Origin of the sequence: Niastella caeni (assembly GCF_004834005.1) — a bacterium.
GTDB lineage: Bacteria > Bacteroidota > Bacteroidia > Chitinophagales > Chitinophagaceae > Niastella > Niastella caeni.
Genome location: NZ_STFF01000001.1, coordinates 1,699,648 through 1,718,493, shown reverse-complemented (window position 1 = coordinate 1,718,493; position 18,846 = coordinate 1,699,648). Strand labels below are relative to the sequence as shown.

Below are 18,846 nucleotides of genomic sequence, written 5' to 3'. Positions count from 1 at the left end.
CAAAGACTTAACAAATCGAATAATGTTGGAAGATGGGCGGTAGATGGTTTTGTGAATTTTCGCACGGTGCACATCATAATACATTGGATTCTTTTTCATGGTATTGAATTGATAGTGAATGAATGAAATAAACTAACCTCCGATTGTAACGGACAAAGTCACTTTTTTATTGTGTTTATGTGAATTTAATATTATCCTGCTGAAATGCAAACCGGATTTTGTTAATTTTCTGCGATTTCAGGGAAATTAGATAATGCTTTAAATATTAACCTTCATTAACATTAAACCAACCCTGCTTAACCTTCATTGCCGGCGTGTAAGAATATTTTCGTAGCCACTATCAACACGAAAATATGACCGGTATGAAGAAGATCTACCTGCTGATTGTAACCTGTTTTTTATATTCATTTTTATTGGCACAAAAGAATGGCGTAGTCAAAGGCATTGCATTGGATACCCTGGCTAAGCAACCTGTGCTGTCGGCTACCGTTACCTTGCTGCAGAAAAAAGATTCCTCGCTGGTAGCATTTTCCATGACCGATAATAAAGGCCAGTTTGAAATAACCGGTTTGGCCAATGGAGAATATCGCTTGCTGGCAACCCATGTAAATTATCATAATACCAATGTGCAGTTTACCATAGACGATAGCCATAAGCAGGTAAACCTGGGCAATGTAATAATGAACGATGTTACCCGGGTATTGGCAGAGGTCGTAGTTACTGCAGAAGCGCCACCGGTAACTTTACTTGATGATACCGTACAATACAATGCCGGTTCGTTTAAAACCGCGCCCAATGCTACCGTAGAACAATTACTGAAAAAGATGCCGGGTATTAAGGTGGAGAAAGACGGAACAGTGAAAGCGCAAGGCCAGGAAGTGAAGAAAGTATTGGTTGATGGAAAGGAATTCTTTGGTAACGATCCTAAGCTGGCTACGCGTAATCTGCCTGCAGATGCTGTTGACAAAGTGCAGGTATATGATAAAATGAGCGATCAGGCCCAGTTAACCGGTTTTGATGATGGCAATAGCGAAAAGACCATCAACCTGAAATTGAAAAAAGACAAGAAGAAAGGAATGTTTGGAAAAGTGATGGCCGGTGGCGGTACTAACAACCGGTACGAAGGCCGGTTTAATGTGAATTCCTTTAAGGGCGCCCGGCAGTTTTCTGTAATAGGCATGGGCAACAATACCAATGCAGCCGGTTTTTCTTTTATGGATATGTTGAGTTTTAACGGCGGTATGAGTAACATGCAACAATCAGGCGGCGGCACAATAGAGATCAACCTAAGGAATGATGACGGTAATAATCAGAACGATAATAACGGGATCAGGACCATTTGGGGTGGCGGTTTTAACTACAACAATATCATTGGCAATAAAACCAATTTCACCAGTAATTATTTTTATAACCGCTATAACCCGAATACGGAAAGCCACATTCAGCGGCAATATTTTTTGCCCGATTCTTCATACCTCTATAATCAGAATGCTTTCTCAAAAAATCTCAATAACAGCCATAAATTAAATCTGGGTGCAGATATTCAACTCGATTCATTTCATTCCATAAAAATATCTCCTTCTTTAGGGTATCAGCGAACAAGTACTTCCACTCTCAGCGATTATAATACATTTTCGCTTGCGCAAAAGCCGGGCAGTAGCGGCTACAGTAATGCTGAGTCGGCAAGCCAGGGCTATAACTTTCGCAACGATATCCTGTTCCGTAAAAAGTTCAGACGCGGAGGAAGAACGCTTTCATTGAGCCTGCAAAATAATTTAAATGCAAGCGATGGCGATGGCAGTCTTGTTTCAGCCAACACTTATCGTAATACGGCAGGAAGCGTAATAAGGACCGATTCCATCAATCAACGCAATACAAACAGCAGCGACCTGAACAGTTATACGGCACGGTTGGTGTATACCGAGCCCATCTTTAAAAGATCGTTGCTTGAGTTCAGTGTGGCTAAAAGCAACAGTAAAAGCACCGCTCAAAAAACTACGTACGATTACAATACCATCAGCGGCAAGTTCGATCAGTTGAACGACCGGCTAACAAACAATTATGAAAACAATTATGGATACAATACGGCAGGTATTCGCTGGCGCATGCAGCAAAGAAAATTCAATGCATCGGTTGGTGTAAACTGGCAACAGGCTGAACTGGAAGGAACCATACTGTCGAACGGCAAGGATTCCATCATCAACAAAACATTTTATAACCTGTTGCCCAATGCCCGCCTGCAGTATAATTTTACCAAATTTCGCAACCTGCGATTGAATTATACAACAAGCACCAAACAACCATCAGTTTCGCAGTTGCAACCTGTGCCCGATAACAGCGACCCATTGAATATTAAAGCCGGTAATGCCGATCTGAAACAGGAATTGACGCATGCGGTGCAACTGAACTTTTTTTCAGTAAATCCTTTCAGGAACAAGAACCTGTTTGCATTTGTTAACCTGCGGCGCACCGATAACAAGATCGTTGATTCCGATACGATTGATTCAGTAGGTATAAAAACAACCCGGCCGGTAAATGTTGATGGCGCCTATGAAGTTACCGGTTCTGTTAATGTAGGATTACCAGTGCGGTTTTTGAAGGGAACGGTGAACTTCAGCACCAATGGCAGCTACACAAAAAACCGATCATTTATCAATGGCGCCGGGAACATGATCAACACCCTTAACATAGGCCCTGATGTACGGTTCGAAATAAATGCTTCAGAAAAACTGGATATTTCACTCACTGCCGGCATCAATTATTACCGCACTCAATACAGTTTGCAAGCCAACCTGAATACAGAATATTTGAGTCAACAATTCAGTACTGAAATAAACTGGCAATTGCCGAAGCGGTTTTATTTTAATACCGAATTTACGTACGCCATCAACAGCCAGCGCGCCAGCGGTTTTAATACAAAAGTGCCGTTATGGAATGCGTTTATCAGTAAACAGTTCTTACGGTTCAACAGGGGTGAAATAAAATTATCTGCCTTTGACTTGTTGAAGCAGAATATAGGTGTAAGCCGCAGTACCAGTCAGAATTATATTGAAGACAAACGGGTAAAAAACCTGCAACGCTTTTTCCTGTTAAGCTTTACTTATAGCTTAACTAAGAACGGCTTGAGTGCTCCGGGCGAAGCCGGCGGTATACACATCATTAAAAGATAGCATAAGTGCTTCAGCTACAACCTTTGTCACGCCCGCCATACTTGGTATGGTAGCAAAATTGCATAGATGGTATAGAATTCCTCAAACTATACTAAAATGTCAAGAAAAAGCACTGTGCTTTCAGCACCTGAAGTCAGGATGGAAGGGATGGGATCTATCCCGCATGAAAACGGCGTATTCTTCCGGGTTTGGGCCCCGCACGCCAAAAAAGTATTTGTAACCGGTGATTTTAATAAGTGGTCAAAAACAAAACACCCCATGACCCACGAAGCCAATGGTTATTGGGCATTGAATATTCCAGATGCTTCCATCAGCAATCAATATAAATATATTTTACATACCGACGCAGGGGTGTTATTCCGCAATGATCCTTACGCAAAGGAAGTAACCAATTCTGCAGGTAACTCCATTGTGGTTGATCCGCATTTTGACTGGACCGACCAGGATTTTCAAATGCCGGCCTGGAATGAGCTGGTCATTTATGAATTGCATATAGGAACTTTTAATGTAACGGAAGATGGACGCCCGGGCACATTTGAAAGCACGCGGCAACGGCTGGGTTATTTAAAAGCCCTGGGTATTAATGCGCTTGAAATTATGCCGGCTAGCGAGTTCCCGGGTGGCTTTTCATGGGGGTACGATCTATCGCACCCATTTGCCATTGAATCGGATTATGGCGGCATACGCGGTTTTAAAGAGCTGGTAAATACGGCACATGAACTGGGTATTGCCGTTATATTGGATGTGGTGTACAATCACTTCGGGCCTGCTGACCTTGATCTGTGGCAATTTGATGGTTGGAGTGAGAATGGCGCCGGCGGCATTTATTTCTACCAGGATTGGCGGGCAGAAACGCCCTGGGGGCATACCCGGCCCGATTACGGCCGCCCCGAAGTAAGACAATACCTGCGGGATAATTCATTGATGTGGCTGGAAGAATATCATATAGACGGATTGCGCACCGATGCGCTTTTATTCGTTCGTAATGTACATGGTAAAAATCTGCCCGATGCCGATTTGCCCGATGGCTGGTCTTTAATGAAGTGGATAAATGAAGAAGTGGCAAAGCGATACCCCTGGAAGATCATGATTGCCGAAGACCTGCAAAACAACGAATGGATCACTAAAAAGGGAGAAGAAGGGGGCGAGGGTTTTAATACGCAATGGGACCCTGCTTTTACGTTTAATGTGCGCGATGTATTGAAAGTACCTGAAGATGAGCATCGCGATATGGATAAAATAAAGAACGCGATCACGCATCATTTTAACGGTGATCCATTACAGCGGGTGATCTATACTGAATCGCACGACGATGTAGCGAATGGTAAAACCCGGGTGCCTGAAGAAATAGCGCCTGATGATTCGCAAGGCTGGTTTGCGAAAAAAAGATCGGTATTGGGAGCCGTAATGGTTTTTACCTGCGCTGGCATACCCATGATCTTTCAGGGGCAGGAATTTGTAGAAGATGGCTGGTTCGATGCAAAAAATCCGCTGGATTGGTCGAAGTTCTCAACATTTAAAGGTATTGCCTGCCTGTACCGCGATTGCATACGTTTACGTCGTAACCTGGATGGTTTAACCAAAGGACTCTCAGGTCAACATACGCGTATCATTCATGTAAACAATGAAGAAAAAGTGATTGCCTATCATCGCTGGCACGAAGGTGGGCCAAAAGACAGCGTAATAGTCGTATTGAACTTTGCCAATAAAGAACATAAAGATTATGTGATAGGAATGCCGGAGGAAGGGGTATGGAAAGTTCGTTTCAATAGCGATTGGAAAGGATACGATGAATCTTTCTCCGATACGCCCGCCCTGGAAACCGAAACGTTTGAAAGCAAAAAAGACGACCAGGAATACAGCGCTGCTATTCACATAGGACCTTATAACGCTTTGATTCTTTCCCGCGATTAAATAAAGAGGGCCGGATAGACATCCAGCCCCGTATTAATCCAATATCCTATGAAAAACCACTTTGAAATTAATATCAATTAGTCATAAAACCTATGACCATCATCACAGAAAAACGAGTTTAGAAATTTATTGATTAGCGCTAACTTTTTTTGATGTTGTGAGATTAAATCATACAGGTGCTACCGGGTAAGAGGGTGTAAAAAAAGAAGGCCGGATAGATATCCAGCCCGTGTTAATCCAATATCCTATGAAAAACCATTGTGAAAATAGAATGATTATTCCAAATAGTTTATGATGGCCATCACTCTGTTTAATGATTGTGGCTATGTTTTATAACGTTGTAAGTGAAAATGTTTAGCTGTCAATTGCCAATGTGCATAACTCTTCTGCCACCCCCATTGCGTTGCATTTCTTCCATTACTTTGTCGCGTTCCTGATTAAATTCCTGAGCGGTTACCTTTTTCCCTTTTCTGGGTTCTTTGATGGCAGCGAGATCTGCTTTTTGCGATACTTCAATCGCTTTATAAGTAGTGTTGCCGTTAATATCAACCTGTAAAATCAAACCGGGTAACTGGCCTTCATAATCGGGCCCGGCAGAAACAGGAATAGCAGGTGTAAACCAAACAATTATATTACTGGTATCGGCAATTTCTTTTTTTGTCATTATACCATTGTCCATATTTATCATTTTTCGTTTGCCAGGTTTTATGGTAACTGCTTGCTGGCAGTTATAACCCAAAATAGTTTTGGTTTCACCGGTTAATTTCCAGTTCATTTTGCCTATACTATCGGTAACCAGGTATTGTTTCGTGGCAAATTCGCGTTGGTCTACCTTGCGACCTTCAGAAAAATGGAGCCAGGTAACGTCATCATCACCCATCCCAAACCCTCTTATCTGAATACCATTTTCATTACCGGGAAAATCATTGACTGTATTTTCTTCCAGCCTGCGGCGCAGCATCTGGTTGTTACCGAACAGTACTTCCAGTTTAATTGTATGGGCGTGGGGTAGGGGCGGCGGCGCCTGCTCCATGCCATCGCGCATGATGGCTGCCCGGATCTGCAATTGCCGGGTGTATTCATACACAACACGCCCTGTTTGCTGCTGTGCCTGCACCTGTATCACTATTAAAAAGCTGGCTAAAATGTGTATCGCTTTCATGTTCATTGGTTTTGTTTCAAAACTATTGCAGCAGGCAACGGTAACAGGTTAATGCACCTTGGTTTAATGTTAATTAAGGTTAATGGTATCAACCAACTACTATTAATCGGCTATTTTTGTTAGGTTATGAACAGGCGACGCTTGTATTTTCCGGTTGTTTTAATGTTGCTGGCTATTGTGGCTGTAGCATCGTTCCAGGTTTATTGGCTCATCAAAAACTTCCGGGAAGAAAAACAGGAACTTTCCTTTCGTACCAACGTATTATTTCGCGAAGCCATTCAGCACATTCGGGCAGATAAAATGAAACTGGATACCAATTTTCATTCAAATGAAAAGATGAGGGTGGCGGGTTATGGCGCCGTTGGTATGATGGATGCCATAAAAAGAAAAGTATTGGATTCAATGGGCCGCGATAAACGGTTCCACATAATGGTAACCGCAGAAAACAGAGAATATGCACGGAGTGCTATACCAGACACAGACTCCATCAGGGAAATTCACGTGTTTAAAGATGGCCCCGGCGGACCGGGCATTGTTAAAGTGCTTAGCCGGGTAGACTCCCTGCAGGATAGCATTGGAGTAAAAGAGCTTTCTGTTAAATATGCACAAATATTAAAACAGGAAAAGATCTCTGTTCCGTTTTTAATCACCAACCGTAAAGCTGTTTTGAATGATGAATTGCGACCGCCCTTTTTTGAAAACGATAACGAAGTAACCATTGGTTTTAATAACCCCGTAACGTTCCGCGTAGATATTTCTGACACAACCCCTTTTGTGCTTCGAAAAATGTGGTCGCAAATACTGGTGTCGTTACTATTGGTTGCCTTAACGGTTTTTTCATTCACTCTTTTATTACGCAGCCTGGTGCAGCAAAGAAAACTTACACAGATTAAAAACGACTTCATCAGCAATATTACCCATGAGTTGAAAACGCCTATTGCCACAGTAAGTGTGGCTATAGAAGCTTTGCGGAACTTTGATGCGTTGCAGGATCCGGAGAAAACCAAAGAATACCTGGCCATTTCTTCAAACGAATTGCAACGGTTATCGTTCCTGGTAGATAAAGTGTTGAAATTGTCGATGTTTGAAAAACACCAGGTTGAGCTGAAAGAAGAAACCATTGACCTGGCCCTGCTGGTAAAGGAAGTGGTTAACTCCATGAAGCTGCAATTTGAAAAATACAAAGCCCAGGTTAATGTGCAAATGCACGGATATTGTTTTGAAATTCAGGCCGACCGCCTTCACATTACCAGCGTCCTGTTCAATTTACTGGATAATGCGCTAAAGTATAGCAAAGAAAATCCAACGATTCATATTGAGCTGAAGGATGAAACAGAACGAATTCAGTTGCAGGTAACAGACAATGGGAAAGGCATTCCTGCAGAATTTCATAAAAAGATCTTCGATAAATTCTTTCGTGTTCCGGCCGGTGATACCCACAATGTAAAAGGGTATGGATTGGGATTGAGCTACGTAGCGTATGTTATTCAGCGGCATTATGGGTCAATTGAAGTAGAAAGCCAGCCGGGCATTGGGAGTCGTTTTATTATTAAACTTCCTGCAGCTTCATGAGCAAAACCAAAATTCTGTACGTAGAAGATGAGTTATTCCTGGGCAAAATTGTAAAAGAAAGCCTGGAGAGCCGGCATTTTGATGTGGTGATGGAAAGCGATGGCGCCAATGTATTGACCATTTTCAGGCAGGTTAATCCAGATGTTTGTGTACTTGACGTGATGCTGCCCAACAAAGATGGGTTTACTCTTGCCGGCGAAATTCGTGAGATCAATGCTGCCGTGCCCATTATTTTCCTGACGGCCAAAACACAAACCAATGACCTTGTGAAAGGTTTTTCGGTCGGCGGTAACGATTACATCCGCAAGCCGTTTAGTATGGAAGAATTGATTGTGCGTATTGAAAATGCGTTGCGGTTTAAAGAACAGGGCAGCAGGGCGGTGAATGGAAAAGATACATTACAAATCGGCAAATATAACTTTCATATTACCCGCCAGCTATTGGCGGGCATTAATGAAGAGCGAAAACTGTCATTTCGCGAAAGCGAGCTACTGAAATTATTATATGAGAACCGCGATAAGATCATTGATCGCAAAGACATTCTGAATTTGCTGTGGGGCAATGATTCATTTTTTAACTCCCGCAACCTCGACGTTTACATCACAAAATTGCGCAGTTATCTTAAAGAAGATGACCTGTTGGAAATTATTACCATCAAAGGGGTTGGGTACAGGTTTGTTGTGGGGTAAGCCTGTAAACTAAACGGTTCTCTCTCACATCATTAATAACCCTTGATGGTCCTTATTGGCTGAGGGTTTCTCATTCGTTGCATAAACCACATGATGGTGAAGCTGGGAATGAAATCGAGACCGGGCAATATCTCTTCCACAAAATTGAACAATCCGCCAAAAGCGCCTTTCCAGCCGCCGAACGTTCTGAAGAAAATGAGCGCAGAAATCGGCGCCCAAATGATATCGCCAAATTCACCCAACACTGGTATCGCATAAGTTGCGTAACCAATGATGTCCATCAACACACAAAATACCAAAGAGGTCGTTGTTTGCTGTTTGTTCATTTTCTGAGTTTAATGAAATTAAGATGAAAAATAAGTCGCAAAAGGTATAAGAATATTACGGATTGCCTGCCAAAATGTTTGCCGGCGCGGGGTTCTGCAAATGTTAAAATTTCTACACCAGCAACATCCTTTTTTTCAGCACCGCTTCTATTTCTTCCAGCTTGAAGGGTTTGGAGATATAATCGTTCATGCCGGCTTCAATACATTTTTCTTTATCGCCCTGCATGGCGTCGGCTGTGAGCGCAATAACCGGGATCAGGCTGTAAGGCTCCGGTAACTGGCGAATAAGGCGGGTGGTGGTGAAGCCATCCATTTCGGGCATATTCACATCCATGAAAATAAGCTGCGGGTCCTGTTGCTGTAATATTTCAAGCGCCTGTTTTCCATTGGTCGCTTTAATAACGGCAAATCCCATTTTACCCAATACTTCCGTAATCAACATCATGTTAATGGGTTCATCTTCCACCACCATAATGGTAGCTGCGTCGGTAATTTTTTCGATTGTAGGAATGTTGCTTATTTTCTCAGGTTGCTGTTTGCCGGTAGTGAACATGGCTGAAATCATGGCATACAGCTCGTATAGTTTTACAGGCTTGGATAGAAAACTGTGAATACCCAGTTTTTCAGCCTGTCGCTGGAACATATTTTTTTCGATCGATGAAAGCATCAGGATAACTGACTGTTCATGTCCTTTTGATGTTTTACGGATCTCCTGCACCAGTTGCATGCCGTCCATTTCGGGCATGTGGTGGTCGGTAAGGATCAGATCGAGCGCTTCGCCTTTTTTGTGTATGCGTTGTAAGATGGTCAATGCTTCACGTCCGCTGGCAGCGGTTTCGCAGGGAATATTGAAGTAGCGGAAGATCTCCTGCATCAGCCAGCGATTGGTGGCATTGTCGTCAATGACCAACACTTTCTGCAATGGCGGCCGGTAAGCGGCTGTAATTTGCGGTTCGCTGTTTACAATTTCAAGCGGCAACCGCAGGGTGAAGGTACTGCCGCGGCCAACTTCGCTCTTCACACTTAAATTGCCATCCATCAATTCGGCCAGGCTTTTTGAAATGGTCAATCCCAATCCGGTGCCGCCGTATTTACGGGTAGTTGATGAATCGGCCTGTGTGAAGCTATCGAAGATCTTTATTAATTTTTCTTTAGGAATGCCAATGCCTGTATCGCGAACGGATAAGTTTATGTCAATAAACTTTCTGCCTTCTTTCATATACATGCTGCCCGCCTTCTTCAGCGATACAAATATTTCTCCTTTCTGGGTAAACTTGATCGCATTGCCCAACAGGTTTACAAAAACCTGGCGAATACGAACGGGGTCGCCACTAACGCGTGAAGGTAACAACGGATCGATGTGGCAGATCATTTCCAGCTTCTTTTCAAAAGCCTTCACGGTTAAAATATCTATAGTTTCATCAACCAGTTCATCTATTCTGAATGTAGTATGGTCAATTTGTAGTTTGCCGGCTTCCAGCTTTGAAAAGTCGAGAATGTCGTTGATAATGTCTAACAGGCCGTACGCCGATTTCTTTACGTTCTCGAGGTAATCGCGTTGTGAATGTTGTAAAGAAGTGGTAAGCACCAGGTCGGTAAAACCAATGATACCATTCATGGGTGTACGCAATTCATGGCTCATGTTGGCCATGAATTCGCTTTTGGCCCGGTTGGCCGATTCGGCCATGTCTTTTGCCTGCACCAGTTCCTGTTCCATTTGTTTGCGCTCGATGGCCGCTGCCAGGGTAGCGGCGAATGATTGCAGAATGCTGAACTCGGTGATCGTCCATTCGCGTTCTTCCGTTCTGTCGCTGAAGGCTACAAACCCCCAGAAATAATGCATGGTGAAGATGGGTAATACTGCTGATGTTTTAACGCCTCTTTCTTCATAATATTCCCGCAACTCAACATCCTGAATGTGCTTAACATGGCTGCAGAATATTTCTTCTTTTATAAGGGTTTGAAACAAGACAGATTTCGTGTCGACTTCCTTATTTTGAAATTCGGGTGTTCGATAAGTTAGTTCATCGGTAGCGCTTTCCCATTGCCATAGCCTGCTCGTATACCATTTATCTGTTGCTACCAGGTATTCATTTTTGTATACGTTGAGGCCATCAACCTGCATTTTCATTCCCAGCAGTTGAATTGCTTCACCAATGGCCTGGTCAAGATTGTTATTACTGATCAATAGATGCGTAGCTTCGGCTACTGCCTGCAGTAACTGGTCTTTGCGGCGCAGGCTTTCTTCTACTTTTTTCAGCGGCGTAATGTTGTGTACAAAACCCAATACGCCCCACACGTGCCCTTCCGCATCTTTGAGCGGTACTTTTACAGTACTCATGGTATTTAGCTGGCCATTGGCAAAATTTGGTTCTTCGGGTATGTACATGACCTTGCCGCTACGCACCACTTCATCATCATCGGCCCAAAAACCACGAATACCGCGTGACGGGTCGCCTTTAACGAATTCAACCGGAAAGCCTACTTCCAGGTCGTCTTTGCCAATGATTTCCTGCGGTGACCTGCGTAGTGAATCGGCACAGGCCTGGTTTATCAACAAGAACCGGTGGCCCGGATCTTTTATAAAAATCCAGTCGGGGGTAGAATTAATAATGGTGCGCAGCAGTTCTTCTGATTGTCTTACTTCTGCCAATAACTGTTCCCGTTCTACTTCTGCTTTCTTTTGTTCGGTAACGTTACGGGAAGTGGTAATGATCTTTACCACCAGGTTATTTTCTTTCACCGGTTTTAAGATACTTTCCAGCCAGATGTATTCATTGCTTTTTGTTCTGATGCGGTAACGCAGGGTCAGGTAATCAAGTCTGCCCAGGGCTGCACTGTTCTTATGCGGTTTAAAGGCATGCACATCTTCGGGGTGAACAAATTCCGTGATGGAATGGCCTTCCATTTCTTCGCGAAAAAAACCCAGCGCTTTTTCTACCGACGGTGATACGTATTGAAAAGTACCATCGGGGCTGCTAACTGAAATAATGTCTTCTGCATTTTCAGCCAGCAGGCGAAACTTTTGTTCGCTGTTCTGCAGCGCCTGTTCTGCAATTACTTTTTCCGTTACGTTTACGCCAATACCCTGTATTTCTGAAAAACCATCTTCATTTTGCAGGGCAATAAATTCCCAGTCGGTCCATTGAAAATTGCCGGTGTCTTTAATTGATTTCTTTATCAACAGCTTGTATACCGTACCTGGATTAAACCAGCATTGGTCGGCCACTTCCTGGCAACGGTACAGGTCTTTGGGATGAATAGTCATGTAAAAAGGTAGTCCCAAAATTTCTTTTTCAGTATAGCCAAAGCTCTGCAGAAACTGTGGATTGGCATACGTGAAGTTTCCGTTGCGATCTATACGAATAACATAGTTAGTTTGTGAGTTGAGAATGGAGGACAGGTATTTTTTTTCGCGCAGCAGGGCATTGCGGGCCATTTGCAGGGCTTCGTAATTGCGTTTATTGCTACGGAACAGGGGTTCTATTACCAATATAATAAGACATACCAGGGCAACAATAAGCGAAATGAATTTGCCGGTATTGATGTTGGCCGATTCTTCCAATTTATCGGTTACTACGTCGGTGTACCGTTGCACCACTTCATTCATCAGCGGGAAGTACTTTCTTTCGCTGTACAGTATTTGTTGTTTGTATAATGCGCTGTTGATGGCCAACAACTGGCTATCGGCCTGATACACTTCCTGCGCTACCGCCACAATACCCTTGAAGTGGGTTTGTGCATTGGTTAAGTCGCGGGTTATTTCGAGCAGGTCGGTAGTAACCGGGCCTTCATGTACAATTTTTATTTTGTCGCGTAAAAACTGGTTGCAGGTAATAAAAGTATCGGTAGCCTGGTGCAGTTGTTCGCGAAGGGTTAGTTTCTCCGATTCGGGCAGGTTGGAATTGGTAAGAAGCAGCACATCTTTTGTAATAGACTGGCTAAGCATTTGTAATTGCCCGCTCATATTCACCAGCTTTACCATTTTTTCATTCTGTTTTGAGGACAGTTGAATCATGTAATAACCGAAGAAATTGAACAGAAGCACGGCAGCAAGCAGTACTACAGCAATTCTAACCAGTTTACGAAAGGGATTCTTCATTGATTTTTAGGATACTATACCTACCCAGGTATATAACTGATAAATAAGGTTTGTATTGAATGTCAACCATTGTTTTTTACCGTAAATAAGGGTAATCATTAAGAAATTGACTATCGTCATACTTTCTGTAAACAGAATCAATAAGGTAGGACAAGGGTAAGTGGGGATAAGGAGGCGTTACAGGTTGCAGGTTTCAGGGTGCAGGGAATGCCGAATACAGTTACCGGTTACCGGTTTCCAGTTGCGGGGGAACAGCTTCCGAAGCATCAACAACTGCGCACTACCATTAAGCGATCTGCAACACCTGAATGTTTAAAATCTAAGGCGAGCCAGGCAATAAAACCCCGGAAACCGGTATCTGGTACCTGGTAACCTGAAACCTGTAACTGCTCTTATATTCTACAATGTATCACGTTAAAAGCTGCTCAACGTTATTAATAATCAATCACCTGTTCTTCAATTTGCACCGGCAACTGGCGAAACTCGTATTGCTGGTTACGCAATTGCGGTTCAAACCCCGCTTCGGCGATAGCCTGTTGTATGCTTTTATATGTAAAACGGTGTGGTGCACCGGCAGCGCTTACCACATTTTCTTCGAGCATGATGCTGCCGAAATCGTTGGCACCGGAATGCAGGCAAATTTGTGCTGTTTGCTTACCAACGGTGAGCCAGGATGCCTGAATGTTCTTAACGTTGGGCAGCATGATGCGGCTAATGGCGATCATGCGAATATATTCATCGGGTGTGGTGAGGTTATGCACACCGCGTATTTTAGTCAGCAGCGTATCCACGTCCTGGAAGGTCCAGGGTATGAAAGCCAGAAATCCTTTGGCCTCAGCCGGTTTTTTAGCCTGTACTTCCCTGATCTTAACCAGGTGCTCAAAGCGCTCCCGAAGCGTTTCCACATGCCCGAACATCATGGTGCCCGAGGTGGTAATGTTCAGTTTATGCGCTTCGTGCATGATATCGAGCCATTCCTGCGAGCCGCATTTTCCTTTGGAAATCAGTCGGCGCACACGGTCAACCAGTATTTCAGCGCCGGCGCCCGGAAGGCTGTCCATACCGGCTGCTTTCAAAGCGCTTAATACTTCGCGATGGGTCGATTTTTCGAGTTTGGTGATATGTGCAATTTCAGGGGGCCCTAAAGTGTGCAACTTAATGGTGGGGTACAACTGTTTTAACTGACTGAAAAGATCAACATAAAACTGTAAGCCCAGTTCAGGATGGTGGCCGCCTTGCAGCAATAGCTGATCGCCACCCCACCGGATGGTTTCTTCGATTTTCTTTTTATAGGTGGCTATATCGGTGATGTAAGCATCTTTATGGCCGGGGATACGAAAGAAGTTACAAAACTTGCAATTGGCAATACATACGTTGGTGGTATTTACGTTCCGGTCTATTTGCCAGGTAACCTTGCCATGCGGCACCTGTTTTTTACGCAACTCATTGGCCACAAACATCAATTCTGTCAGGGGAGCCTGTTCAAACAGGGTTATTCCTTCCTCAATGGTCAGCATGTCAAAATTCAGGGCTTTCGCGTAGAGCTCGTCCAATTGCATAAAAAATTTATTGTTGCAACAAAAGTACTAAAGATCGGTTCAGAATATAACGTATAAATGACAAATAGAATGGGTGTTTGTATTCTGATGCAGGTATTTTAGGATATGTATCCGGTTGTTTATGTGTTTTTATACCAATGGTTTATAAGTTTCGCATAAATATTTTATCTTACTATCTGCATTCAAACAACCAGTAAATGCAGTTTGAAAACCTGTATAGCCAGAAAAACCGGAGTATCGGGAATCCGAGCCTATGTTTCAATTTCGGGATCCCGAAAGATATCGGGACTGGCCGTTTCCCTAACCGGCTTCATGACCACGCTACCTTTATTAAACCTGCTCCCATGCGATTGCTGACCATACCCATGCTGCTGCTGCTTTTTTCTGTGTCTATTGTTCGGGCACAGGAAGAATTTATTCCCCCGCCTGCCAAATTGATTTCCAAATTTCCGTTCAAATTATTAACAGGTGGCATTATTACCATAAAAGCCCAGTTAAGCAACTTTTCCGACACGCTCAATTTCATTCTTGATACCGGCAGTGGCGGTATTTCACTCGACTCGGCCACGGCTGATTATTTGAAATTGCAAACCACTTTAAGCGACCGCACCATACGGGGTATTGCGGGAGTACGCCGGGTGTTCTTTGCCTACAAACAAACCCTGCACCTGCCCGGTTTATCGGTAGAGAACCTTGATTTTCATATTAATGATTATGATGTTTTGACCAGTGCCTACGGTGAAAAAATAGATGGCATCATTGGGTTAAGCTTTCTGTCGAGGTATATTGTTGGAGTTGATTACGACAGCCTGAAAATTGCTGTTTATACAAAAGGGACCATAAAATATCCCCGGGGCGGATTTTTGCTGAAACCGCATATTCAAACTATTCCCATAATGCCGGCCAGCCTGAAAGACAACCGGCAACTGGCATCCCGGTTTTATTTTGATACCGGCGCCGGCATGTGCCTGCTGCTGTCGGCCGATTTTGTAAGCGATAGCAATTTCATAAAACCCAAACGGAAATGGTATGCTACCCAGGCGGAAGGGTTGGGTGGAAAAGCCCCTATGAAACAAGGAGTTATAAAGCAAATTCAGGTTGGTCCGTATAGATTTAAAAATGTGCCCACCTATATTTTCGACGATGAATACAATGTAACGGCTTATCCTGCCCTGGGGGGATTAATTGGCAACGACCTGCTGCGCCGGTTCAACCTCATTATCAATTACGAAAGGAAAGACATTTATATGATGCCAAATACGCATTACAAGGAGGCTTTCGACTATTCGTACACCGGCCTGGGCATGTATGTGGTGGAAGGGGAAATACAGGTGGTGGATATTATGCCCGAATCGCCCGCCGAACAAGCCGGGTTTAAATCGGGCGATGTAATTATGGCGGTGGCAAATAACTTTAGTAATAATATTCAAACCTATAAGAACCTGATGCAAACGCCGGGCGAAAGGCTCAAAATACTGGTTCTGCGAAAGGAAGGCCCGGTTGTACTTACCCTGAAAGTCAAAAACATCCTAACAGGCCGGTAACGTCTTTTATCAATCACTTTCAACCAAATACCCCAACTTGTCGTTAATTTGTAGCAATTTGGATTGCTTGATGGGTAGCATTGCTTGATGGTTGATCATTGAACGGTTAAGCATTCCGAGTATTCGCAGGTCATCCCGAACATTCACAGACCCAGTCATCAAACCATCGAGCTATCTAATAAGAGGTGGGCCGACCCTTTTTGGGTCATCCTCAAAAACTTTAAAAGTATTTTCGGCATATGATACAATTTGAAAAATTCACGCTATCGAATGGTTTACGGGTTATAGTACATGAAGATCATTCCACCCCCATGGCAGTCTTAAATGTGATGTACGATGTGGGCGCAAAAGATGAAGATCCTAATAAAACTGGTTTTGCTCACTTGTTCGAGCACCTGATGTTTGGCGGTTCGCGTAATATCGATGACTTTGAAACCCCATTGCAAATGGCAGGGGGCGAAAACAATGCCTATACCAGTAACGATGTTACCAATTATTATATTCAATTGCCGGCCGAAAACCTGGAGACCGCATTTTGGTTGGAAAGCGACCGCATGCTGTCGCTGGCCTTCAGCGAAAAAAGCCTGGAAGTACAGCGCAAGGTGGTTATTGAAGAATTTAAAGAGCATTACATAAACAAGCCTTACGGCGATGTATGGTTCAAACTGCGGGAAATGGCGTATAAACAACACCCCTACCGCTGGATGACCATTGGTAAAGAATTATCGCACATTGAAAATGCCAGCCTGCAGGATGTAAAAAACTTTTTCTCCAAGCATTACCGGCCGGTGAACGCCATTTTGGTGATAGGCGGCCATGTTAAAACAGAACAGGTACGGCAACTGGCCGAAAAATGGTTTGGTGATATTCCTTCGGGAGATAAATACTTACGCCAGATCCCTGACGAGCCCACACAAACGGAAGCCCGCTTCCTGGAAGCAAAAGCCGGTGTGCCGCTTGATGCATTATATAAGGTATGGCACATGGATAACCGCCTCGATCATGGGTATTATGTGGCCGACCTCATTACCGAAGTGATGGGCGGCGGCGGTTCTTCGCGCCTGTACCAGCGACTGGTAAAAGAAAAGCAGTTGTTCAGCCAGATAGAATGCTATCACTTTGGTACGGTTGATAAAGGGTTGCTTGCAGTGGAAGGTAAACTGGTGAAAGGCGTGAAGATGGAAGATGCCGAAAAAGCCATTAACGAAGAACTGGAAAAACTGAAACAGGATGGCATCAGCGAAAAAGAGCTTACCAAAATAAAGAACAAAACCGAAGCTACCCTGGCATTTGAAGATATGAGCGTATTGACCCGCGCCAATAACCTGGCATTTTATGAATTACTGGGCAATGCAGCGCTGTTCAATTCCGACAGGGACAAATATTTCTCAGTAACCGGTGATGATATTTTGAAGTACAGTCAAAAAATATTCAACCCCAATAATGGTAGTACACTTAGATACTATAGTGAGAATTAATTGAAGAATAAAAGACGACTAAAAAGAAGATATGCTTAACAGAACTATCGCTCCTCCAATTATAGATCCGGTTGCATTTGATTTACAATTACCGGCTTGTAAAAAATATACCCTCAGCAACGGTGTTGAAGTGTTTGCTGTTGACATGGGTACCGAAGATACGATGATGGTGAACTGGGTATTTTATGCCGGTAACTGGTTCGAAAAGAAAAAGGCCATTGCCGCCGCTACCAATTTTTTGCTGAAGAACGGCACCAGCAAACGCACCGCGTTTGAGATTAACGAGCATTTTGAATATTATGGATCATATCTTAACCGCGCCTGTCACAACGAAACCGCTGAAATAACGCTGCATTCCTTAAGCAAACACATTAACGAATTGCTGCCGGTGGTGGCAGAAATGGTGCAGGACGCAGTATTTCCGCAGGAAGAGCTGACCATTTACCAGCAAAACGCACAACAGCGGTTAAAGGTAAATATGCAGAAATGCGAATTTGTGGCCAGTAGGTTGATCGATGCGTATTTGTTTGGCGAAAATCACCCTTACGGTAAATACATGAACCTGGAAGATTATACGGCAGTACAACGGGAAGATATTGTTTCTTTTTATAACAATTACTACAAGCAGGGCAGGTGCGTAATTTTTGTAGCAGGTAAATTGCCGAAGGATATCATAGAAACGCTGGAGAAAAATTTTGGGCATTTACCTTTAAAACCGCGCACCAGCAGTGCAGAGATCATACAACATCCTTTACAGCCGGCGGCGCAAAAGAAGTATGAAATCTTGAACGATGCCAATGGGGTGCAGTCTGCCATTCGTATCGCCCGTCCCTTCCCCAACCGGCAACACCCCGATTTTCAGAAAGTGATGGTGTTGAACAATGTGTTTGGCGGCTTCTTCGGCTCCCGGTTAATGGGCAATATTCGGGAAGAAAAAGGGTATACGTATGGTATTTACAGTTACCTGTTAAATTTTACCAGCGAAAGTGGCTGGATGGTAAGCACCGAGGCCGGCCGCGACGTTACACCGAACACCATTAAGGAAGTATATTTTGAAATGCAGCAGTTGCGTGATGAGCCGATCGATGACGAGGAATTGATGATGACGCGCAATTCCATGATCGGCAGCATCCTGGGCGACCTGGATGGGCCTTTCCAGGTTATAGGCCGTTGGAAAAGTATGATCCTGAACAATGTAGATGATAATTATTTTCAGCGCAGCGTGGAGATCATTAAAACCATAACGGCCAAAGAACTGCAGGAGTTGGCGAACAAGTATCTGCAGCAAGAGGCGTTTTATGAATTAGTGGTTATATAAGATTTAACAACA

General features: G+C 43.7%; 11 protein-coding genes. 7 read left to right on the top strand and 4 right to left on the bottom strand.

The window, feature by feature from the left end; translation table 11 throughout:
* The first annotated feature begins 362 nt into the window (after positions 1 to 362).
* Positions 363 to 3,170 (top strand): outer membrane beta-barrel protein, encoded by a 2,808-nt coding sequence (locus tag FAM09_RS06910; protein WP_166437044.1) that lies wholly within the window; start codon positions 363 to 365, stop codon positions 3,168 to 3,170.
* 96 nt (positions 3,171 to 3,266) lie between these two features.
* Entirely contained in the window at positions 3,267 to 5,084 is a 1,818-nt protein-coding gene (locus FAM09_RS06905) for an alpha-amylase family glycosyl hydrolase (protein WP_136576312.1), read from the top strand.
* Between the two features lie 361 nt (positions 5,085 to 5,445).
* Here the strand turns inward: FAM09_RS06905 and FAM09_RS06900 are convergent, their stop codons facing one another.
* On the bottom strand, positions 5,446 to 6,246 hold the full coding sequence (locus FAM09_RS06900) for a GLPGLI family protein (protein WP_166437043.1): 801 nt from the start codon (positions 6,244 to 6,246) through the stop codon (positions 5,446 to 5,448).
* Between the two features lie 126 nt (positions 6,247 to 6,372).
* On the opposite strand from FAM09_RS06900, the gene FAM09_RS06895 reads away from it, so the two are divergent.
* On the top strand, positions 6,373 to 7,818 hold the full coding sequence (locus tag FAM09_RS06895; protein WP_136576310.1) for a sensor histidine kinase: 1,446 nt from the start codon (positions 6,373 to 6,375) through the stop codon (positions 7,816 to 7,818).
* Positions 7,815 to 8,507 carry a response regulator transcription factor gene (locus FAM09_RS06890; protein ID WP_136576309.1) on the top strand — a complete coding sequence of 231 codons (693 nt, stop codon included), beginning with the start codon at positions 7,815 to 7,817 and terminating at the stop codon, positions 8,505 to 8,507. Before FAM09_RS06895 ends, FAM09_RS06890 begins: the two co-directional genes overlap by 4 nt.
* 32 nt (positions 8,508 to 8,539) lie before the next feature.
* Here FAM09_RS06890 and FAM09_RS06885 read toward each other — a convergent pair whose 3' ends face one another.
* From FAM09_RS06885 to mqnC, 3 genes are all read right to left on the bottom strand, one after another.
* A complete protein-coding gene (locus tag FAM09_RS06885; RefSeq protein WP_136576308.1) occupies positions 8,540 to 8,833 on the bottom strand; it encodes a hypothetical protein in 294 nt (97 codons plus the stop codon).
* A 112-nt stretch (positions 8,834 to 8,945) separates the two neighbouring features.
* The gene (locus FAM09_RS06880; RefSeq protein ID WP_136576307.1) at positions 8,946 to 12,935 is read right to left on the bottom strand and encodes a response regulator; all 3,990 of its coding nucleotides are present in this window, start codon (positions 12,933 to 12,935) and stop codon (positions 8,946 to 8,948) included.
* Between the two features lie 434 nt (positions 12,936 to 13,369).
* Entirely contained in the window at positions 13,370 to 14,494 is a 1,125-nt protein-coding gene (gene mqnC, locus FAM09_RS06875) for a cyclic dehypoxanthinyl futalosine synthase (RefSeq protein ID WP_136576306.1), read from the bottom strand.
* 344 nt (positions 14,495 to 14,838) lie between these two features.
* Between mqnC and FAM09_RS06870 the strand changes: the two genes are divergently transcribed.
* The 3 genes from FAM09_RS06870 to FAM09_RS06860 all read left to right on the top strand — a co-directional run bounded on the left by FAM09_RS06870 (position 14,839) and on the right by FAM09_RS06860 (position 18,834).
* Positions 14,839 to 16,038, top strand: a complete 1,200-nt coding sequence (locus tag FAM09_RS06870; protein ID WP_136576305.1) for an aspartyl protease family protein — start codon at positions 14,839 to 14,841, stop codon at positions 16,036 to 16,038.
* Positions 16,039 to 16,277: 239 nt separating this feature from the next.
* Positions 16,278 to 17,516 carry a M16 family metallopeptidase gene (locus FAM09_RS06865; RefSeq protein ID WP_136576304.1) on the top strand — a complete coding sequence of 413 codons (1,239 nt, stop codon included), beginning with the start codon at positions 16,278 to 16,280 and terminating at the stop codon, positions 17,514 to 17,516.
* 31 nt (positions 17,517 to 17,547) lie between these two features.
* Positions 17,548 to 18,834: a M16 family metallopeptidase gene (locus tag FAM09_RS06860; protein ID WP_136576303.1), complete on the top strand. Its 1,287-nt coding sequence runs from the start codon at positions 17,548 to 17,550 to the stop codon at positions 18,832 to 18,834.
* Positions 18,835 to 18,846 lie beyond the last annotated feature (12 nt).

What these genes read in the sequence shown, in the direction of transcription:
- FAM09_RS06890 (WP_136576309.1), top strand. Translation starts at nt 7,815, where the DNA reads ATGAGCAAAACCAAAATTCTGTACGTAGAAGATGAGTTATTCCTGGGC.
- FAM09_RS06885 (WP_136576308.1), bottom strand. Translation starts at nt 8,833, where the DNA reads ATGAACAAACAGCAAACAACGACCTCTTTGGTATTTTGTGTGTTGATG.
- FAM09_RS06880 (WP_136576307.1), bottom strand. Translation starts at nt 12,935, where the DNA reads ATGAAGAATCCCTTTCGTAAACTGGTTAGAATTGCTGTAGTACTGCTT.
- FAM09_RS06900 (WP_166437043.1), bottom strand. Translation starts at nt 6,246, where the DNA reads ATGAAAGCGATACACATTTTAGCCAGCTTTTTAATAGTGATACAGGTG.
- mqnC (WP_136576306.1), bottom strand. Translation starts at nt 14,494, where the DNA reads ATGCAATTGGACGAGCTCTACGCGAAAGCCCTGAATTTTGACATGCTG.
- FAM09_RS06870 (WP_136576305.1), top strand. Translation starts at nt 14,839, where the DNA reads ATGCGATTGCTGACCATACCCATGCTGCTGCTGCTTTTTTCTGTGTCT.
- FAM09_RS06895 (WP_136576310.1), top strand. Translation starts at nt 6,373, where the DNA reads ATGAACAGGCGACGCTTGTATTTTCCGGTTGTTTTAATGTTGCTGGCT.
- FAM09_RS06910 (WP_166437044.1), top strand. Translation starts at nt 363, where the DNA reads ATGAAGAAGATCTACCTGCTGATTGTAACCTGTTTTTTATATTCATTT.
- FAM09_RS06865 (WP_136576304.1), top strand. Translation starts at nt 16,278, where the DNA reads ATGATACAATTTGAAAAATTCACGCTATCGAATGGTTTACGGGTTATA.
- FAM09_RS06860 (WP_136576303.1), top strand. Translation starts at nt 17,548, where the DNA reads ATGCTTAACAGAACTATCGCTCCTCCAATTATAGATCCGGTTGCATTT.
- FAM09_RS06905 (WP_136576312.1), top strand. Translation starts at nt 3,267, where the DNA reads ATGTCAAGAAAAAGCACTGTGCTTTCAGCACCTGAAGTCAGGATGGAA.